Source organism: Devosia sp. Z6_126 (genome assembly GCF_058133495.1).
The window spans coordinates 172,851-190,937 of record NZ_JBYUNO010000002.1; the positions used below are offsets into that span (position 1 = coordinate 172,851).

The 18,087-nt window shown below is 59.6% G+C and carries 17 protein-coding genes, 1 tRNA gene and 1 pseudogene; 4 read left to right on the top strand and 15 right to left on the bottom strand.

All coding sequences use genetic code 11. From position 1 onward, the window contains the following. Positions 1 to 30: 30 nt before the first annotated feature. The 4 genes from AC3YOG_RS07640 to AC3YOG_RS07655 all read right to left on the bottom strand — a co-directional run bounded on the left by AC3YOG_RS07640 (position 31) and on the right by AC3YOG_RS07655 (position 1,965). Positions 31 to 444 carry an urease subunit beta gene (locus AC3YOG_RS07640; protein ID WP_172123253.1) on the bottom strand — a complete coding sequence of 138 codons (414 nt, stop codon included), beginning with the start codon at positions 442 to 444 and terminating at the stop codon, positions 31 to 33. Between the two features lie 16 nt (positions 445 to 460). Next, positions 461 to 763, bottom strand: coding sequence for an urease subunit gamma (locus AC3YOG_RS07645; RefSeq protein ID WP_127752977.1), 303 nt, complete (start codon positions 761 to 763; stop codon positions 461 to 463). A gap of 352 nt (positions 764 to 1,115) precedes the next feature. Continuing rightward, complete coding sequence (locus tag AC3YOG_RS07650; RefSeq protein WP_248305282.1) at positions 1,116 to 1,553, bottom strand: CrcB family protein; 438 nt, start codon at positions 1,551 to 1,553, stop codon at positions 1,116 to 1,118. A gap of 22 nt (positions 1,554 to 1,575) precedes the next feature. Next, positions 1,576 to 1,965, bottom strand: a complete 390-nt coding sequence (locus AC3YOG_RS07655) for a fluoride efflux transporter FluC (RefSeq protein WP_172123252.1) — start codon at positions 1,963 to 1,965, stop codon at positions 1,576 to 1,578. A gap of 403 nt (positions 1,966 to 2,368) precedes the next feature. On the opposite strand from AC3YOG_RS07655, the gene AC3YOG_RS07660 reads away from it, so the two are divergent. The 3 genes from AC3YOG_RS07660 (at position 2,369) to AC3YOG_RS07670 (ending at position 7,559) form a co-directional block, all read left to right on the top strand. Further along, on the top strand, positions 2,369 to 2,968 hold the full coding sequence (locus AC3YOG_RS07660) for a HupE/UreJ family protein (RefSeq protein WP_127752975.1): 600 nt from the start codon (positions 2,369 to 2,371) through the stop codon (positions 2,966 to 2,968). A gap of 273 nt (positions 2,969 to 3,241) precedes the next feature. Beyond that, on the top strand, positions 3,242 to 6,055 hold the full coding sequence (locus AC3YOG_RS07665; RefSeq protein WP_489934679.1) for a cation-translocating P-type ATPase: 2,814 nt from the start codon (positions 3,242 to 3,244) through the stop codon (positions 6,053 to 6,055). Between the two features lie 316 nt (positions 6,056 to 6,371). Beyond that, positions 6,372 to 7,559: a polysaccharide pyruvyl transferase family protein gene (locus tag AC3YOG_RS07670; RefSeq protein WP_489934680.1), complete on the top strand. Its 1,188-nt coding sequence runs from the start codon at positions 6,372 to 6,374 to the stop codon at positions 7,557 to 7,559. A 385-nt stretch (positions 7,560 to 7,944) separates the two neighbouring features. Here the strand turns inward: AC3YOG_RS07670 and AC3YOG_RS07675 are convergent, their stop codons facing one another. From AC3YOG_RS07675 to AC3YOG_RS07690, 4 genes are all read right to left on the bottom strand, one after another. Next, entirely contained in the window at positions 7,945 to 8,310 is a 366-nt protein-coding gene (locus tag AC3YOG_RS07675; protein ID WP_489934681.1) for a hypothetical protein, read from the bottom strand. Then, positions 8,307 to 8,468, bottom strand: a complete 162-nt coding sequence (locus AC3YOG_RS07680) for a hypothetical protein (RefSeq protein WP_489934682.1) — start codon at positions 8,466 to 8,468, stop codon at positions 8,307 to 8,309. Before AC3YOG_RS07680 ends, AC3YOG_RS07675 begins: the two co-directional genes overlap by 4 nt. A 77-nt stretch (positions 8,469 to 8,545) precedes the next feature. Continuing rightward, complete coding sequence (locus tag AC3YOG_RS07685; protein WP_489934683.1) at positions 8,546 to 9,199, bottom strand: JAB domain-containing protein; 654 nt, start codon at positions 9,197 to 9,199, stop codon at positions 8,546 to 8,548. Between the two features lie 126 nt (positions 9,200 to 9,325). Continuing rightward, a complete protein-coding gene (locus AC3YOG_RS07690) occupies positions 9,326 to 9,733 on the bottom strand; it encodes a hypothetical protein (protein ID WP_489934684.1) in 408 nt (135 codons plus the stop codon). 246 nt (positions 9,734 to 9,979) lie between these two features. Here AC3YOG_RS07690 and AC3YOG_RS07695 point away from each other — a divergent pair, with 246 nt between their 5' ends. Then, positions 9,980 to 10,465 (top strand): outer membrane protein, encoded by a 486-nt coding sequence (locus AC3YOG_RS07695; RefSeq protein ID WP_489935258.1) that lies wholly within the window; start codon positions 9,980 to 9,982, stop codon positions 10,463 to 10,465. A 291-nt stretch (positions 10,466 to 10,756) separates the two neighbouring features. Here the strand turns inward: AC3YOG_RS07695 and AC3YOG_RS07700 are convergent, their stop codons facing one another. The 7 genes and pseudogenes from AC3YOG_RS07700 to lon form a co-directional block, all read right to left on the bottom strand. Next, positions 10,757 to 11,026 carry a hypothetical protein gene (locus AC3YOG_RS07700; protein WP_489934685.1) on the bottom strand — a complete coding sequence of 90 codons (270 nt, stop codon included), beginning with the start codon at positions 11,024 to 11,026 and terminating at the stop codon, positions 10,757 to 10,759. A 53-nt stretch (positions 11,027 to 11,079) separates the two neighbouring features. Further along, positions 11,080 to 11,304, bottom strand: a pseudogene (locus tag AC3YOG_RS07705) (phage tail tip lysozyme); the annotation flags it as partial. A 1,658-nt stretch (positions 11,305 to 12,962) separates the two neighbouring features. Then, on the bottom strand, positions 12,963 to 13,448 hold the full coding sequence (locus AC3YOG_RS07710) for a hypothetical protein (protein ID WP_489934686.1): 486 nt from the start codon (positions 13,446 to 13,448) through the stop codon (positions 12,963 to 12,965). Between the two features lie 171 nt (positions 13,449 to 13,619). After that, positions 13,620 to 13,695, bottom strand: a tRNA-Val gene (locus AC3YOG_RS07715). Positions 13,696 to 13,818: 123 nt separating this feature from the next. Continuing rightward, on the bottom strand, positions 13,819 to 14,097 hold the full coding sequence (locus tag AC3YOG_RS07720) for an HU family DNA-binding protein (protein ID WP_127752972.1): 279 nt from the start codon (positions 14,095 to 14,097) through the stop codon (positions 13,819 to 13,821). A gap of 197 nt (positions 14,098 to 14,294) precedes the next feature. Beyond that, complete coding sequence (gene tet / locus AC3YOG_RS07725; RefSeq protein ID WP_489934687.1) at positions 14,295 to 15,482, bottom strand: Tet(A)/Tet(B)/Tet(C) family tetracycline efflux MFS transporter; 1,188 nt, start codon at positions 15,480 to 15,482, stop codon at positions 14,295 to 14,297. Between the two features lie 131 nt (positions 15,483 to 15,613). Next, positions 15,614 to 18,046, bottom strand: a complete 2,433-nt coding sequence (gene lon, locus AC3YOG_RS07730; protein ID WP_489934688.1) for an endopeptidase La — start codon at positions 18,044 to 18,046, stop codon at positions 15,614 to 15,616. Between the last annotated feature and the right edge of the window lie 41 nt (positions 18,047 to 18,087).

Sequence of the window (18,087 nt, forward strand, 5' to 3'; positions counted from 1 at the left end):
TGTGACCCGTTCTTGAAGTAGCTGTTCAAATTATTGGGGGGTGTTCTTGAAGCCGTAGCGCTCGACCCGCTCCATCGCGTCAGCCAGGCGGGGCCGCTGGTCGTCATAGCTCTCATCACCAACCCAGCCATTGACGAGGCCATTGAAGCCGATGACGCGCTGCTTGCCCTGAAAAGGGATCAGCACCACTTCCTTTTCGTCGCCGGGCTCGAAGCGCAGCGCGGTCGTGGCCGGGATATTGAGGCGCTTGCCGAAGGCCTGTTCGCGGTCGAACTCCAGCGCGGAGTTCACTTCGAAGAAGTGGAAGTGGGACCCGACCTGGACGGGCCGGTCGCCGGTATTGCGGACCTTGAGCGTATTGGTCGGATAGCCGGCATTGATCTCGATCTCGCCATCCGCGAGCACCAGCCCGCCAACAGGAGTATTCGTGGTCTCGGTGGCCATTGAACCACTCCCTTGCTTATTGGATCGGGTCATGAACGGTGACGAGGCGACTGCCATCGGTGAACACCGCTTCGACTTGGACGTAGGGGATCATGTCCACGACACCCTCCATGACGTCCCCGCGGGTGATGGCTTTGCGCGCAATTTCCATGACTTCCTCGAGCGTCTTGCCGGCGCGGGCATTGTCGAGCGCGCTGGCGGCGATCAAGGAGACGGCCTCGGGATGATTGAGCTTGAGCCCATCATCCTTTCGGCGCTGCGCGACCATGGCCATCATGTAGATCATGAGCTTGTCGGTCTCTCGCGGCGTCAGGTGCATCTCTAACCTCCGACATGGGTGAATTCTGGCGACGTCGTCTCGTCTTAGGCTGCAACAGGCTGGCTGCCACGCCCCGATAAAGAACAACGCCCATAAACAAAGGGTATGCCTCGCCATCGTGTAAGTAAATCTGCAACCCGACTGCTTCGGGCGCGATACTGAACGCGTACTGAACACAGAACAACAGCAATATAAGAAGTTCTATTTTGTCTTTGTCGCCGTTTTGTTTGGCATTGTCTCGGTTGCGATCCGAGCTTCATGCATGTTCATCCGCGATGGACACGGTGACATCGCACGACTTATATTCACGTCTTGCAGTTGGAGAAGAACTACGGACCCGCAGTCGCGGGAGTCAGGTGCCGCCGTCGCTTTGCCGGCTCAGCATCTCGCCAGCCCTCAACCCAAGCAGCACCGCGACAAAGCCAATGAGAAGGCTCAACACGGCGTAGAGCAGGCCCACGGAGAGCCCGATCGTTGAGGTCGTGAGCAGCACAAAGGTCGCGTAAACAAAGCTGGAAAAGGTGGACATGCCACCCGTCAGGCCCGTTCCGACAAAAAGGTTCGCTCGCGTCCCGATCGCGCCGTGCGAATGCAGGCCGTTCACCATCCCCAGGACAAAGGACGCCACGATGTTGGCCACGAAGATGGAATAAGGAAAGCCATCGCGCCCGGTCGGCACCCAGAGCATGAGCAGTTCCCGGATGGTCGCCCCAACGGCGCCGCCCAGGAATACCAGGATGACCGTCAGGACCAGGCCGCTGTCCTGTTTGCTTTGTTCGTTGGAAGCCATCAACCCAACTCCATCTGCGGACTTAGCCAGCAAGCCGCGCCAGCTGCGCGCCGGCACCTGCCGCGAGAATGCCCAGAACCACCGAGCCCAGCAGATAGCCGACAGTCTTGCCGGGGCTGCCGGAGTGATAAAGCTTGGCGGCATCGAGCTGCATGGTGCTGAACGTGGTGTAGCCACCCAGAATGCCCGTTAGGACGCCCGCGTTCAGCAGGCTCCCATAGCGGTCATGCCACTCCACCGAGAACAGCACTGAAAGAAGACCGATCACGAAGGCACCGGTGACATTGATCAACACCGTCGACCATGGAAACCCACCTGGCCCCTGCTCCTTGACGAGCTTGCCCACAAGCCACCGGAGCACCGATCCAATACCGCCACCACCGGCTACGAAAACAAGGTCAGAAAACTGCATTGTGTCGATCCGCTGGTGATATCGGCGTGGTTCGAGCGACCGAGGCGATCCGCTGGTTCGGCAACTCGATGCGTTTGATCACTATGCTCCGGAACACGCCGCGGGATTTGACCACCGTCAAAAGTGCTCCGCACGAAACGACTATAGCTTGCGCGGAGGGTCGGGCGGCTGCGGCTGGTGTGCAGCTGGCCCTGTTTGATCGAGGTCGAGTTGGGGTGATAATAATCGAGAGCACCCCGCTTAACGCCTCCAGATCATTGGAAAGAAGTGCGGAGTATCAAGATCAACACACCAGGCGATTTTACTTGTTGTGGACGGAAAATCAAAAGAACTCACCCACACCCTCTGAATAGAAGTTGTCCCACTTAGATTCCCGGGCGGACCAAGAACAGGAGACACGTCCATGGCATTCAAATCAGCAATCCGGGTCGCGGTGGCGGCGGTTGCCTTGCTTCCAACGGCAGCGTTTGCCCACCCCGATATCGGGGAAAGCAGCGGCATCATGCACGGCCTCGCGCACCCGGTTTCCGGGCTCGACCATATTCTGGCGATGGTGATGGTGGGCGTGCTGGCCTATCAACTTGGGGGCCGGGCCTTGTGGCTGGTGCCGGTCACTTTTGTTGCGGTGATGGCGCTGGGTGGCGGTTTGGGCATCGTCGGCATCCAGGTGCCAATGGTCGAGTTGGGCATCGCCCTTTCGGTAATCGTATTGGGTGCCTGTGTCCTGATGAACATCAAGGCGCCTGTTGCCCTGGCAATGGGGCTCGTGGGCTTTTTCGCCGTCTTCCACGGCTATGCCCACGGCGCAGAAATGCCGGCGGGATCGGGCGGCCTCACCTATGCAGTTGGCTTCCTTGTCGCCACCGCGCTGCTGCATGTAGCGGGAATTGGCCTCGGCTTCCTCATCGGCAAGGCTGGCGACAACTACGGCTCCGCCGTGGTCCGCTCGTCCGGCGGTCTCGCAGCAGTTGCTGGCCTCGGCATCCTGACCGGCGTCTTGTGATCGCCCGACCCCCTCCCGATCTACCGCGGCCAAGGGAGTTCATTATCTTAGTCGTTGCAAGGCTTCCTCTCTCCCAGGGGAAGCCTTTTGCGTTTCAGAGTATCGCGAGCAGAGATCCCGGGACCCGCGGTGACTTGATGGAAGTCAAAGCCGCCGACGCCGCGACAGGCATGATGGTGGTCCAACCCGACGCCCGCTAAGCCAAACCAGAGCTCCGCCGCTGCTATGGCTCCATCCTCGGCGTTTGGCTGCCCCGAGCGAGGAGCGAGCAAGATGATCATCTCCGCCGATAAGCTGGCTCTTGACCCGGCCCTGGAGCAGCCCGACGCGGTGGTGGATGCTCTGGGAAGCGATCCCGAGCGCGGTCTTGCGCAAGGGGAGGCGCAGCGGCGACTAGAGGCGAACGGCTCCAACGAACTGCGTGCGGTTGCACCTGTACCGAAGTGGCGGCGCTTCTTGAGCCAGTTCGAGGACCCGTTAATTTATCTGCTGCTCCTGGCAGCCCTGGTTTCGTTTTTCGCTTGGCTTCTCCAGGGGCATGAACCTGTCCCCATCGACGCCATCGTCATCGCCGCAATCGTGCTGCTGAACGCTGTGCTCGGCTACATCCAGGAAGCTCGGGCGGCCGATGCAGTGGCTGCACTTGCTCGGATGACGGCGGTAACCTCTTCGGTCATCCGCGACGGTGAACGGCGGCGGATACCCAGCGCCGAGTTGGTGCCCGGCGATCTGCTCCTGCTCGAAGAAGGCGATGCTGTTGGTGCCGATGCCCGCTTGATCCATGCCGCGGCGCTGCGTGCTCAGGAAGCCTCCTTGACCGGTGAAAGCGCTTCGGTCGCCAAGAACACCCGCCCCCTTGAGGCGCCGGCCCCTCTCGCTGAGCAGACCTGCATGGTTTTCAAGGGCACCGCGATCACCCAAGGCAGTGCCCTTGCCGTCGTAACGGCAACCGGCATGCAGACCCAGATGGGACTCGTGGCCGACATGCTCCACACCACGCCTGAAGACCAAACCCCGCTAGAGCGAGAAGTCTCGCGGCTGGGGCGCACCCTTGGTCTGGCGGCGGTCGGCATTGCCCTGGTTGTGGTCGCCACCATCATCGCCATCTCCGGCGTAAACAGCCCGGACGCTCTTGTCACGATCCTGCTGTTTGGCGTGTCGCTCGCGGTGGCCGCAGTCCCCGAGGGCTTGCCGGCCATCTTGACGCTGGTGTTGGCCTTGGGAGTGCAGCGGATGGCCACGCACAAGGCTGTTGTCAAGAACCTCTCCTCAGTCGAGAGCCTGGGTTCGGCAACTGTGATCTGTTCGGATAAGACTGGTACGCTGACCCAGGGTGAGATGACCATAGAACGTGTCGCCACCGCTTCGGGTGTCACCCACATCACCGGGGTCGGTTATGAGCCGCGGGGACAGGTACTCGGGCCGGGGGACATAGCGCCCGAAGGCCAGCTAAGGGCGGAGCAGATCGTGGTGATCGGCGGCGGCAGCCTTGTCAACAATGCCGCCCTCCGCCAGATCGATCAAGACCGCTGGGAGGTCGAAGGCGACCCCACTGAGGCAGCTTTCCTCGTGGCGGAAAGGAAGTTCGGCATCGATGAGCGCCGGCGACGCCGGTTTCGTCGCATGCGAGAAGTCCCGTTCACTTCGGAGCGCAAGATGATGTCGACCATCGCGAGTGATCGCGAGTGGGGTGATCAACCGGTTCTCGTCGCCAAGGGTGCGCCTGATGTGCTGATGGCGCGCTGCACGCAGATCCGCGTCGGTATGGACACATTTCCGTTTGAGGCAATGCGCCGTCGGCGGGCCCAAGCCGATATTGAAAGGATGTCAGCCGACGCGCTCCGCACTCTCGCCGTGGCCTACAAGCCACTGGAGCGCAGCGAGCAACAGGAGGACCTGGAGGCGCTTGAACACAACCTGATCTATGTCGGCAGCGTGGGCATGATCGATCCGCCGCGCGAGGAAGCTGCTGCCGCCGTGGCCGAGGCACACGGTGCTGGCATCCGGGTCGTTATGATCACCGGCGATCATCCGAGCACGGCCCTCCGCATCGCCTCCCAGCTCGGCATCGTTGATGCCGACGCTCCCGTTCTGACTGGGGGCGAGCTTGATGGCATGGATGACGCTGCGCTGACTGCCGCCGTACGCAACACGTCGGTGTTCGCGCGCGTGGCCCCCATCCACAAGCTCAAGATCGTCGACGCCCTGCAGGCGGATGGCGAAGTGGTGGCGATGACGGGTGATGGGGTCAACGACGCCCCTGCCCTAAAATCCGCCGATATCGGCATTGCCATGGGCATCGCCGGCACCGAGGTGACCAAGGAAGCCGCTGAAATGATCCTGGCGGATGACAATTTCGCTACCATTGTGCGGGCCGTGCGCGAAGGCCGGGCAATCTTCGAGAACATCCGCAAGTTCCTGCGCTATCTGCTATCCTCCAATATCGGGGAAGTGCTCACCGTGTTCCTGGGCGTAGTCGGCGCGAGCTTTATCGGGCTCGATGCTGCAGGCGAAGGTCTGGTGCTGCCGCTCCTCGCCACCCAGGTCCTGTGGATCAACCTGGTTACCGATTCGGGCCCAGCGCTGGCCATGGGGCTCGATCCCGAGACGGACGACGTCATGGCTCGTCCGCCACGCTCCCCAACCCAGCCCGTAATCGACCGGAGCATGTGGGCTGGCGTGCTTTATAGTGGCGTCATCATGGCCGTGACGAGCCTGTTCGCCATCGACTTCTACTTACCCGGCGGCTTTGTTGAAGGAACCGCCTCCCTCGAGGAGGCACGCACCGCCGGGTTCACCGCCCTGGTACTGGCGCAACTCTTCAATTGCTTCAACACCCGTTCAGATACCGCCAGCGCATTCCATCACCTGTTTCTCAACCACTGGTTATGGGCTGCAGTGGCATTGTCGCTGCTGTTGCAGGTGGCGGTGATCCACGTATCGGCGCTGAACTACGCCTTCGGCACCGTCCCCCTGACCTTCGAGCAATGGCTCTTCTGCACGCTTATGGGCAGCATGGTCCTCTGGCTCGGGGAAGCGCGAAAATGGGTCAGCGCTGCTTTCCGGGCCCGCGCGAGATCAAGATGAGGAAATCTGTTCGGCAGCAACAGCCATTTGCTCTGGAGCAGAGACGGCTGACGGCGACGGTAAAGTTTCTCATGGAGAATGGTCGCTTGCGCGAGCCCTGATCAGCACGTTATAATGCTGTGTGGCACCGGTAAATAGCCGTCGAATCCTCCCTGACGTGCTAACTTACGAGAGGCGCGGTGTCGATTGCTAAGTCGATCTGAGCCCCCCGTATCTCATGTCACTAAAAAGGGTGGGCGTTCGGACCGCAGAGCAGATGGAAGGCTAAGCGGGCGCAGCCTTGACAACCGGCTACTCCGTGTAGTCGATTTGGCTAATGAAAAGTATTACGGAAAAAACACGATTAATCGCTAACCGGATGTTTCCGCGCTCCGTAAAAGCGTTGAAGAGCGCAGCCAAAATGCCGGGGGGAAAGCCCACAGGACGACCTGTGTCGGCAAGCGCACGTAACCGACCAAAATTAGCTGTTGCAGGCTTTTTCGGCCGAAATAACTGCGGGGACGAGGCCCTCCTTCAGGCCATCTACGAGGCTTTTTGCGATGATTTCCACATCGTCGTTTGCGTAGATGCTCATGGCGCTGTGGACAAGTGGTGGGACCAGTACCCCTACAACATGTGCGACAAGCTCCACCAGAACAACATACACGCACTAGATGCAGGCTTTGCCGGGTTGATTGTGGGAGGCGGAGGGTTGGGCCTTGGCTTTGGCGCTGGCCACGCAGTGGTTGCGAGAGGCGCTGGCACGCCGGTCGCCTTAGTGGGCACAGATCACACACATTTGAGTAATCAGATCGGGTGGTCCTTTTCTACCGCTACCGCGGAATACATGCGGCTCTTCGACTATGTTGCCCTTCGCTCTCGGCTTAGTGTCGACCTTGCGGCAAAGGACGGCATCAATGCTAATTATGGCGCGGATTGGGCGTTCCTTACTATGGCTCCCAAGATTGAGAGCCGCAGCAGCGTGGTATACGTGACGCTGAGGGAATACTCGCTCACATTGGCCGGCGACTACTATAAGCAGCAAGTCCTAGACCTCATGGGCAGACTGCGGAACGATGGATACATGCCGCAGTTTCTTCCGTTTGCACCAGAAGACGACCGATTTCTTGATCGACTGGGCCTGTCCAGCTTATTTCCGGTAGCGAAGAAATGGCACGACGTTCACAGCGTTCTTAACGCTATTGTGAGCGCCTCCGCAGTAGTCAGCATCGGCCGCTTGCACCCTATGATATTCGCCCTTTCAGTTGGGACGCGCACAGTTCAAATTGCCCCACCGCTGAGCGCCACATTAGAATCGTGGCGTTTCCAGAAAATGGAGGTAATGGCGCAAGAGTTTAGCGTACCTTTCTTCCAGTCCCCTGCTGAGTTCCGTATTAGCGAGCTAACGCTGACAGACGAAACGCGATTAAAAACAGAGGCTGCGCGCGAGCGTCTGCATGCCACAGTTAGCTCTCTTAAGTGCCTGTTCCAACAGAATGACCATCTTTTTGCAACCGGCAGCTAGCCGAAGGTGGCTGCGTAGCGCAAGAGATGTCCATCACCGGGTACTAGACGATTCCGAGTCAAGCGCTGTACGCACTTAGCGACTCAGAAAATCATGCCTGTGGACGGGATGGGTGAATTGGCTCGACACTCAAACTAGAACAAAGCCGAATGCTCTAACGCCTTGCTTCACGAGCCCCGGTTACGGGAAACGGTGGGCGATGAAGGACCGCCAGCCGCTCGAGATTTCAGGCGGTTAGAAAGTGTAGCGACCCCGAAGCGACCCGTTTCCGTGCATTGAACTGCTGCACTTTTTCGCCAATGTTCTAACTTTTACGGTACAGAAATGAAGACGACCGCGACCTTAGGCCGGGCTGTGAGGTCCGATATCGGCTAACCGGTATCGCTTATGCGGCTTTAGCTTGCTGCTGCAGCGCCATCCGGATCAACTCAGCTACGGGAGTGCTCGAGGCGCCATAGTCCGCTTCGTACCAGATGATCAGCCTGATGCGGCGGTCATCCTCCTCTGGATCCTGGAAGCGGATGACGCGCAGGCTGTTCACCACGTCGTCAATCGCGTTGGCGCACCACTCCTCCCCTACTCGCACGATCAGGTCAGCGCCGGGATGATAGTGGCCCTGCTTTGAATTGAAGGAGCGCGGTTGGTTCTGGAGCCACACTGTTGCATCATTGAGGTGGCGGATGCCGTCGAAGGCCAGTTCGTAGCCCAGTATCGACCAACCGGCCATGTTGAGAGCGGGGAGCGCTGTCACTTGCCACCCGCGGTAATTCTGGCGCGCAAGGTGTCGACGATGACGCATGGCTGGCGGGCGATGCTCAAGGCGATGAGGCCAAGGGGCTGGTGCTTGACAATTACCTCGACAGCCAGCTGCAGTTCCGCCAGATTAGCGGCGCCGTGAACAACAGCCACTAAGAAGGCACGGACGTGAAGAAGCCGGTGCTCAGTCCACTGTAGCTAAGCACCGCGGCAAAGCGGGTGGACAGATCTTAGCCGCGCAGTGCAGCCCCTTCCTTGGGCCTGAAGAGCCCAGACGCACGGAGTGAGAGGTGGCCTGACTTGCCGATGATTATGTGGTCATCCACGTAGATTTGGAGCGGAGCAGCTATATCCGCCAAATCTCTGGTCAGCCTGATGTCTGCGGCCGATGGCTGCGGATCTCCCGATCGATGGTTGTGTACCAGGATTAGGTAGCTGGCGGAGAGTTCGAGAGCGCGCCTCAGCACCTCTCGAGGGTACACGGGCGAGTGGTCAACGGTTCCGGTGTGCAGAACCTCATCAGCAATCAGCCTTCTCTTCTTGTCCACAAACAAGACTCGCGTCTGCTCCACCTGCTCGAAAGCCATTGTTACGTGCAAATAGTCCAGAAGCTGATTGTAGCAGGAGAGCACTGGCTTCTCGAGCTTGATGCGGCTCTGTGCCATACCTGCGGCGATTTTCTTCACGGACTTGAGTAAATCCGTCACTTCTTTGGTGACGCCATCGACCTCTTGCAGGCGGTGCGATGAGGCAGATAGCGCGTCCGGAAGCGAGCCAAACCGCTTCAACAAATCAGATGCTAAGCGCGGTGCAGCTTCCGTGCCAAGAAGATGATTCAAGAGTTCTGCGAGAAGTTCCTCCTGGCTTCTTGAAGCCCAGAGCATTCCACCTATTCCGGCACGGCGCCCTGAGCCCATGTACTACCCCCAACATAGTAGGCTATCAGTAAACCTTACAGTCTTAGGTAATACCACTTATACGGACCGTCACGCACTAAGCAGTTTGATGTATCAAATGTAAGGGCACAAGCGCTGCGGCGCCGGGGAAAACGGCCTTAGTCGATCCGCCATAGCCACGCGCCGCCAGAGATTTGCCAGCAGATCCTCCGCGACTCTTGGGGCCTCACCAGCCCGCATCTGCGGCTCGAACTGGAGCCGCAAGGCATTGATCAGCTTGCGCAGGAACTCGCTTTCTTCGCTGAAGACGTAGTTGGGTGGCGGCACTACCAGCACGCGCGCCCCCAGCACATCGATTTCGGTTTCCACGTCGCGCGGAATGGATGTGGCCACATGCGCCCATACCTCGGTGGCTGCATCGGTCGCCGACTGCTTTTCGGCGGCTTGGCCGTTCTGCTCGAACCACTTGGGCCATGCCACGAGCCAGAACCACTGCCGATCGGCGGGAAGGTGTTGGCGCAACTCGATCGCCGCCCAGCGCTCTGATGTCGGCGGCCGGCTGGATTAGCACTGCCGCTGCTCCTCGCCTCTTCAAGCGCCGCTTAAGCTGCCGACTTCGACGTCTTGAACCAGGCCGCTCCGGAGGCCTACATCGCTCCTGCAGTAGATTGGGCCGGCTTCTATGCTGGTGTGTTCGCCGGCGTGACCACCGGCCCAATTGACTTCGCGGCGGTTCCAGATGGTGCACCTTAGGTTCTGGACGCCTCGATCAATGCTGACCGCGCCGTTGGTGGCGCGCAGATCGGCTACGACGTTCAGTTCAATAACTTTGTGGTCGGTGCTGTTGCCGATAGTGCGCTATCCAATCATTATGCTGGTGTGGACGCCTCTGCCTTCGGCGACTCGCTCGATCTCGAAACTGGCCTGAACTACATCGGCACTGTTCGCGCGGGTGCGGGTTATGCCTTTGACGACGTTCTGACCTACGTCCATGGTCGTTTCGCCTATGGCCAGTCGGAAGTGTCTCTTGCAGTAAATGGCACCGATGTGGCCACCGGCATCGATGATGTCGATCACACCGGGTTCGTTATCGGCGCTGGTCTCGAGTATCAGGTCACCGAAAACCTCTCGATCCAGACCGAGTACTCCTACACCCAGTTCTGTGAAGAGACCCTGGTTAGCCTTCCGGGTGGTTCAGTCGCGCAGGAACTCGGCTTCCACACCGTTAAAGCTGGTGTGAACTTCCGCTTCTAAGATTTGCACTCTCTTAAAGGCATGGACCCCGGCCGCAAGGTCGGGGTCTTCCTTTTTGGCCGGGTGCTTACCGTACACATTCCTTGGGCAAAGGCAGGCCAGGTTACCTCCGCATACCATCGATGCCACTGCCCTGCCCCGTCGCACTCGCAGCGATACCAAATCACGAGCCGGCCGCGGATCCTACTAGCTCGCACTGGCAGGGATCCGCGCACTTGGGGCAGTAGATCACTTGGCCCGATTACCCTTTATTGCTCGATCAAGCTGAGCCTCCCGGCGCTTCTCCATCCGCTAGATCTCCTCAATGACCTTGCGCTCGATGTTGATGAGCGCCTCGTGCGTGACGCAGCTCGGGGCGGCGGCTTCAAGCCGGACGTCGTTCAGCCGTTCACCCAGGATCGAGACTTGGGCTTTCACGGCCGCGATCTCTAGCCGGATGTCCTTGTGCTCGTCTTCCTTATGCTGCTGCAGTTCTTCGATGTGGACGGCATTGGTGGCAACTCGCTCGCCAACCCTGGCCAGCCAGATAACCACCCCGATGCCGGGCACGATAACGCCCATGAGCGTCGGGCAGTCGCGGCGGTGGTCTTGTGGATCGCTGCTTTTTCGCTGCCTTAGATGCCTTTCAGCTCAACGAACAGGTAGCCATAGTTGGCCTTGTCAGATGCGGGCTCGAGGTTATTGCGCTTGCAGAATGCTTCGAAAGAGCGGCTTCGCGGGCCGGTCCATTGCGGCCAACCGTAACCGCCCTTGGAGCCCGCCACCACCGGCTTAAAGTCTTGCATGGCGGTGAGGCCAAGGCATTCGTGGCCCAGATCGCCGAGCACAGCCGGAGCGTCATCTCGCCTATAAGAAAGCCGCTTCCGCGTTCATGGTTCACCTATGGGGTGGGGTAAAAGAAACCCGCCGGAGGGGGTTGAGGTTACTGCGAGTAGCACGGCTCGGAGGAATTCTCCCCCGGACGGAGGACACGACTCGCCTCACCGGCAGCAGTGCTTAAAGAGCTAATCAAAAGGGGTAGGAAGATGCAGAAGCCAGCCGTCTGGGCCGACATGAAGGCGTGGAGGGAGAAGCCCCTAACCTGGTGCACGGCCTGCCCCGCACGCTCAAACCTAGTCCCAGGTGCATAGCTTCGCTCCCGCGTTGAATGTCGACATGAAAGTCTCCGGTGGTGTTAGGGATTGCGGCGTGCTGCCTGATGTGGCTGAATAAGCACGACGAGGAGAGCAGATGTTCAAGATTGTATTCGTCGGCCTTGCGGCTGCTGCGGTGGCCGGTTGCTCAGGTCACAACACCAGCCTGAACACTCTGCAGTTCTCAGGCGATGCGATACCGCCCCCGCAAACTACCAGGCAGAAGCGCTGAGGGTAGCGAAGGACCTCGACCCTTAAACTGGTTCAGTACTCATCTCGGAACCCCAGACCACGCTGGGCGAGACAGCATTCTCGCCTAAGCGCTGGTATGTATGTATGCATGACAGGGCTTCCGCCTGCATCCTCTGCGGGCAAAAAGAAGATGCCTCTCACCGATGTGGTCGGCAACTGGATCAGTGAGCCCACTGTCGTCTACAACGTCCTGCTTTTCTTCTCGAGCAGTCACATGCCTTATGTTCGAGAAGGCTACGACTCACCCCTTTGCAAGAATGTGAAATACGAGACTGTACAACTCCCCCATCCTGCTTAGCCGAACGAGTGAGATGGTTTTGTCCCGTTGTGCTATCGGCAGTATGCTGTTCCGCAGACCCTAGCTTTATTAGGCGCCGGTAGAGTAGCGCCCTAAGATAATCGCGCAGTGTGCTATCAATACACTCCCACCCTTACACAATACTGTGTAAGAATTGATTTCATCACCTCAGGGTTGGCATCGTGACCTCGCTCCGGCACTACCGTCACCGTGATCTACAGCAGGAACGGCGGTTTCTCCCCTTACGGAGGCGGTGGGGAGATTGTGCCGGGCCGGAATGGTGGCAACGGCTTCGGCGCGGGCGGTGGCGGGGGGTCTGACTATAGCGCGCAAGGCAATAGAGCGGGCGGCAAGGTTAGTGAAGGCCTTGTGACCTTCATCGAATCCTGTTCGGAGAGTTCGATCACCACACCCTGCTCGCTGGCCTTGCCGGGGCGATCATGAGCTCGGTGTTGAACTACGCGGTGACGCGGGCCTTTACTTGGAAGTAATATGCATCAACGCGACTGGCTTGGGCCGGGCCTCGAGTTCCGGGGGATTCGGCTGAAATAAAGCTCGTTGTAGTGCGCTTCGGAGGGTCCCCACTCTTGCCAGAACAGCGTTGACCACAGTTCACAGTACGAACCAGTCCCGTAAGCGTTTCGGTAATACGCGCTAGCCTGAAGCAAGCTCGGAAAGTCGATCCTCTAGCCGTTGTAAATGACGCGACTGAGTCTGGATAAAGGGACACGAAGGGATGGGCAGTGTCGAAGGCGACATCGTCGTCGGTGATCACCTGAATGCGCCCGTTGTCGATATAGGTTGCATCAACCATTTAGACCCCTGCGCTTGCCTGGATGTATGAAGGGGCCGGGGATCGACCCATTGAAATCATAAAAGTCGACGTACCCGCCGTTCGGATACCAAGCGCGCAACCCGCCATTACGAATGGCAGCGGTGCGGCCGTGGCGATCGGCCACTGAACATCTACTTGACCGTCGGCGCGTAGATGCGGTTCACCGCGCCGAAACTTCCCCCGGCCGGAGTTCGCCACGCCCGGCGCAATGTCCAGCATGGGGCCAAGCTGCCCGATCGCCGGATCACGGAAAGCGATCACCTGATAAGTCCTCGTGGTCGCAGGCGTTGCAACAGCCGGCATGGTGTTGGCCCACGCGCTGGGCATGGTCCATGCGGGGTTGATCAACTGCGGGCACAAGCCTTGAAGTCTTGGGTGGTGATCGCGGTTTTCATCGCCCTGAACCTGACCATCAACATCATGGTGGTCGCAAATGGCGGATCTGGGCGAATTGATCGCGCGCATCACCCGACTGGAATTATGGGCTCGGGGCACTGGTCCTGATGGCGGTGAAGGTCCAGGTAAACGCTGGAAACCACCACAGTATCGACGCCATGGCAAAGTTGAGCAGACGTTCTAACTAGAACAAAAGTGGATGTTCTAATCCCTTGCCGACGCAGCAGAAAAGAAGGGGAATGGTGGGCGATGACGGACTCGAACCGCCGACATCCTCGGTGTAAACGAGGCGCTCTACCAACTGAGCTAATCGCCCACGGGCCATGATGGCCGGTGCAGGGCACTGATTAGGGTGCGCGACCGGGCGCGTCAACCGCAAATACCAAAAGAAAAAGGCCCCGCCGCGAAACGCAGGCGGGGCCCCAATGAGTTCTTAGTCTCAGGCGGGGTTCAGCGCGTCCTTGAGACCCTTGCCCGGCTTGAACTTGGCCTGGTTGGACTCAGGAATGCTGATCTCGGCGCCGGTCGCAGGGTTGCGGCCGGTGGATGCCTTGCGGCGCGAGACGGCAAAGGTACCAAAACCCACGAGACGAACTTCGTCTCCAGCCTTGAGGGACTCGGCAATGGCTTCGAACACTGCATCCACGGCCTCGGCAGCCTGTGCCTTGGTAATCGTGGCCTTGTCAGCAACGACGCCAACCAAATCGTTTTTGTTCATAGCGTTTCCTCACAGAGAATGGCCGCCGTTGACGGCGAGCATGGAAATGGCGGCACCCTTGGGCGATTCCGCCCAGGACGCAAGGCAGCCGGGGCTTTTCCTGACTGACGCGCTCAAGCTGTTAATGAACGGGAAAATCAGGGTGGGCAAGACTTCCACCGCGCTTTTCCGAGGGAAAAATCCCCAGAATCGGTCGGTTACGCCCCCGCAGGAGCCAGCTTGCGCAGCCCGAACATCAGCGGCAGCGCCAAACAATAGATTGCCGCGCCGACCAGCCAGATTGCCCCCGGCCAATCGCCCCGCACCCCGGCATAGGCGAGGCTGAAAAACAGTGGCCCGAACACCGAGGTCAAACTGACCAGACTGGCCAGAACGCCCTGCAACTGGCCCTGCCGCTCGGCATCCACCTGGCGCGTGATCAGCGACTGTAGAGCGGGCATGCCAACGCCGCCCACGGCAAACAGCGGCATCAGGGCGAACATCACCCAGCCCTGGCCCGCAAAGGCGAGCACAACGAGGCAGAACACTTCGGCCGAAAAGCCGATCAGCAGCGATGCGCGTTCGCCAAACCGTGTCACCACTGGGCCGGTGAGAAACGCCTGGGCGCCGGCATGGAAGACGCCAAAGGCGGCCAGCGATAGCCCGATGGTAAGCGGGCTCCAGCTGAACTGATCTTCGCCGAACAACACCCAAACGACGCCGTACATCTGACCGACAAACATCATGATCATCAGAATGGCGATCAGCGGGATCAGCGCGCGAAAGCTCAGCGCCCAGCCTAGCGGCAGGAACGGGTTCAGCGTAGTCCAGCTGAACCGGGCCGTGCCACGCACATGGTGCGATTCAGGCAGCACGAAGAAGGCCAGCACGCAATTGAGTGCGTTGAGAAGAGCCGCGGCGATGAATGGCGCCCGCAGCCAATATTCCCCCAATACGCCGCCCAGCACCGGCCCGACGATAAAGCCGATTCCCCACATGGCATGGAAATAGCCAAAGCGCCGCGCGCGCTGATCTTCTGGAGATATGTCGGTGATATAGGCCGAAGCCACCGCCATGTTGGCCGCGGTGATGCCGGCGATCGCCCGCCCGACCACCAGGAACAGCAGGTTGGGCGCCAAGGCCATCAGCACGTAATCGAGCGCCGCGCCGCACAGCGACAGGATCAACACCGGGCGGCGCCCGAAGCGGTCGCTGAGCACGCCCAGAATGGGCGAGCAGATGAACTGCATGGTGGCGTAAAGCGCGATCAGCAGGCCGTAGAGCAGCGTCACATCGCCCTGATGGGCCACCTCACGCAGCAAGCTGGGCAGGATAGGCGCAATCAGCCCGATGCCGATGGCGTCCAGCGTCACTGCTGAAAGGATCACGACCAAGGGTTTGTTCATGCGGCAGGTTCCGGGGGCACGGCGGCGGGCAGCCTAGTACATCCCAAACGCATGACAATGCCTGTCAGCAGCCAAAAAAATGCGGCGGCCCCCGATGGAGACCGCCGCCTTGTTTACTCTTGCACCAGAGCTTAGTGCAGGCCGCCAGTGAGGCCCTCGTCAGCGGCTTCAACCGTGGTCGACACGGCCGGAACCGTATCCTCGAAGTTCCACTCAATAGCCTCGGGCTTGCGTACCAGGGCGCGGGCGATCACCTGATCCATCCTCGACACTGGCACGATTTCCATGCCTTCCTTGACGATATCTGGGATCTCGGCGAGATCCCTGACATTCTCCTCAGGGATCAGCACCGTCTTGATGCCGCCACGCAGCGCCGCCAGGAGCTTTTCCTTGAGGCCACCGATGGGCAGCACCCTGCCCCGCAGCGTGATCTCGCCGGTCATGGCGACATCATTGCGCACCGGAATGCCGGTCATCACCGAAACGATGGCAGTCGCGAGGCCGATACCAGCGGACGGACCATCCTTGGGAGTTGCCCCTTCAGGCAGGTGGACGTGAATGTCTCTGGTATCGAACATCGGCGGCTTGATGCCGAATTCGATTGAGCGAGAGCGGACATAGGCGGTTGCCGCCGTCAGCGACTCCTTCATCACTTCCTTGATGTTGCCGGTAACGGTCATGCGGCCCTTGCCCGGCGTCATCACGCCTTCAATGGTCAGCAGTTCGCCACCCACCGAGGTCCAGGCCAGACCCGTCACGAGGCCAACCTGTGGCTCGGCTTCAATCTCGCCATGCTTGAAGATATCGGCGCCCAGATACTGGGTGAGCTTTTCCTCGTCGATGACGATCTTCTTGACCTTGGTCTTGACGATCTCGGCCACGGCCTTGCGCATCAGCTTGCTGATTTCACGCTTGAGGTTACGCACGCCCGCTTCGCGAGTGTAGCGCTGGATCAAGGCGGTCAGCATCTCGTCGGAGAGTTCGAACTCGCCATGGGCCAGCCCGTTTTCCTTGAGGGTCTCGGGGATCAGGTGCTGCTTGGCGATCGCGTGCTTCTCCTGTTCGGTGTAACCCGACAGACGAATGATCTCCATGCGGTCCATCAATGGCCCGGGGATGTTCAAGGTGTTCGAGGTGGTCACGAACATCACGTCCGAAAGGTCGTAATCGACCTCGAGGTAGTGATCGGCAAAGGTGTGGTTCTGCTCGGGATCGAGCACTTCCAGCAGTGCCGAGGAGGGATCCCCACGGAAGTCCTGGCCCATCTTGTCGATCTCGTCGAGCAGGAAGAGCGGGTTGGACTTGCCGACCTTCTTGAGCGACTGGATCACCTTGCCAGGCATGGAGCCGATATAGGTGCGGCGATGGCCGCGAATTTCGGCTTCGTCCCGAACACCACCCAAAGCCATGCGCACGAACTCACGTCCGGTCGCCTTGGCAATGGACTTGCCGAGCGAGGTCTTGCCCACACCCGGAGGACCAACAAGGCACAGGATCGGCCCCTTGAGCGAACCGGTACGGCCCTGAACTGCCAGGTACTCGAGGATACGTTCCTTGACCTTGTCGAGGCCATAGTGATCCTCGTCCAGTACCTTTTCGGCCAGAACCAGATCGCGCTTGACCTTGCTCTTCTTGCCCCAAGGCAGGCCGAGCAGGGTGTCGAGATAGTTCCGGACCACGGTGGCTTCGGCCGACATCGGGCTCATGGCCTTGAGCTTCTTGACCTCGGCGTCAGCCTTGGCGCGAGCTTCCTTGCTCAGCTTGGTCTTGCTGATCCGGTCCTCAAGTTCGGCAATTTCGTTCGAGCCTTCCTCGCCGTCCCCCAGTTCCTTCTGGATCGCCTTCATCTGCTCGTTGAGATAGTACTCGCGCTGGGTCTTCTCCATCTGCCGCTTGACGCGGGAGCGGATGCGCTTTTCCACCTGCAAAACACCGATCTCGCCTTCCATCAGGCCAAGAATCTTCTGGAAGCGCTCGGCAACGGAAACCGTCGACAGCAGGTCTTCCTTCTCGTTGATCTTGATCACGAGATGGCTGGCAATGGTGTCGGCGAGCTTGGAATGGCTCTCGATCTGGCCAACAGCGGCCACGACCTCGGCCGAGATCTTCTTGTTGAGCTTCACATAGTTCTCGAACTCGGTCTGGGCCGAACGAGCCAGTGCCTCAACTTCAGTCGCATCTTCCTCGGGCTCAGGCAGGATCGATGCCTCGGCCTCGAAATAATCGACGGTCTGGAGATAGCGGTCGATCGTGGCGCGGCTCAGGCCTTCAACCAGCACCTTGACCGTGCCATCGGGAAGCTTGAGCAGCTGCAAAACGGTCGCGATGGTACCAGTGGCGTAGATCTGGTCAGGGGCCGGATCATCGTCCTGGGCATTCTTCTGGGTCACAACAAGAATGTGCTTGTCGTCGCGCATGACCTCTTCGAGAGCCTTGACCGACTTCTCGCGGCCCACGAACAGCGGCACGATCATGCCGGGGAATACGACGATGTCGCGCAAGGGGAGGACTGGGTAAACCCGGTCACGGCTGGTGTCGCCAGCGGCGGGATTGACGTCCGTCATCTTTATTCCTTTCGAGGGTGCGCCGAGGTGGGGTGATGGGT

Bases quoted from the DNA above. Each gene is read 5' to 3' on its own strand.
- AC3YOG_RS07650 (WP_248305282.1), bottom strand. From the start codon at position 1,553: ATGGCTTCCAACGAACAAAGCAAACAGGACAGCGGCCTGGTCCTGACG.
- AC3YOG_RS07645 (WP_127752977.1), bottom strand. From the start codon at position 763: ATGCACCTGACGCCGCGAGAGACCGACAAGCTCATGATCTACATGATG.
- AC3YOG_RS07670 (WP_489934680.1), top strand. From the start codon at position 6,372: ATGAAAAGTATTACGGAAAAAACACGATTAATCGCTAACCGGATGTTT.
- AC3YOG_RS07665 (WP_489934679.1), top strand. From the start codon at position 3,242: ATGATCATCTCCGCCGATAAGCTGGCTCTTGACCCGGCCCTGGAGCAG.
- AC3YOG_RS07655 (WP_172123252.1), bottom strand. From the start codon at position 1,965: ATGCAGTTTTCTGACCTTGTTTTCGTAGCCGGTGGTGGCGGTATTGGA.
- AC3YOG_RS07640 (WP_172123253.1), bottom strand. From the start codon at position 444: ATGGCCACCGAGACCACGAATACTCCTGTTGGCGGGCTGGTGCTCGCG.
- AC3YOG_RS07710 (WP_489934686.1), bottom strand. From the start codon at position 13,448: ATGCGCGCGATCAATTCGCCCAGATCCGCCATTTGCGACCACCATGAT.
- AC3YOG_RS07660 (WP_127752975.1), top strand. From the start codon at position 2,369: ATGGCATTCAAATCAGCAATCCGGGTCGCGGTGGCGGCGGTTGCCTTG.
- AC3YOG_RS07720 (WP_127752972.1), bottom strand. From the start codon at position 14,097: ATGAACAAAAACGATTTGGTTGGCGTCGTTGCTGACAAGGCCACGATT.
- AC3YOG_RS07685 (WP_489934683.1), bottom strand. From the start codon at position 9,199: ATGCTCTGGGCTTCAAGAAGCCAGGAGGAACTTCTCGCAGAACTCTTG.
- lon (WP_489934688.1), bottom strand. From the start codon at position 18,046: ATGACGGACGTCAATCCCGCCGCTGGCGACACCAGCCGTGACCGGGTT.
- tet (WP_489934687.1), bottom strand. From the start codon at position 15,482: ATGAACAAACCCTTGGTCGTGATCCTTTCAGCAGTGACGCTGGACGCC.
- AC3YOG_RS07700 (WP_489934685.1), bottom strand. From the start codon at position 11,026: ATGGGCGTTATCGTGCCCGGCATCGGGGTGGTTATCTGGCTGGCCAGG.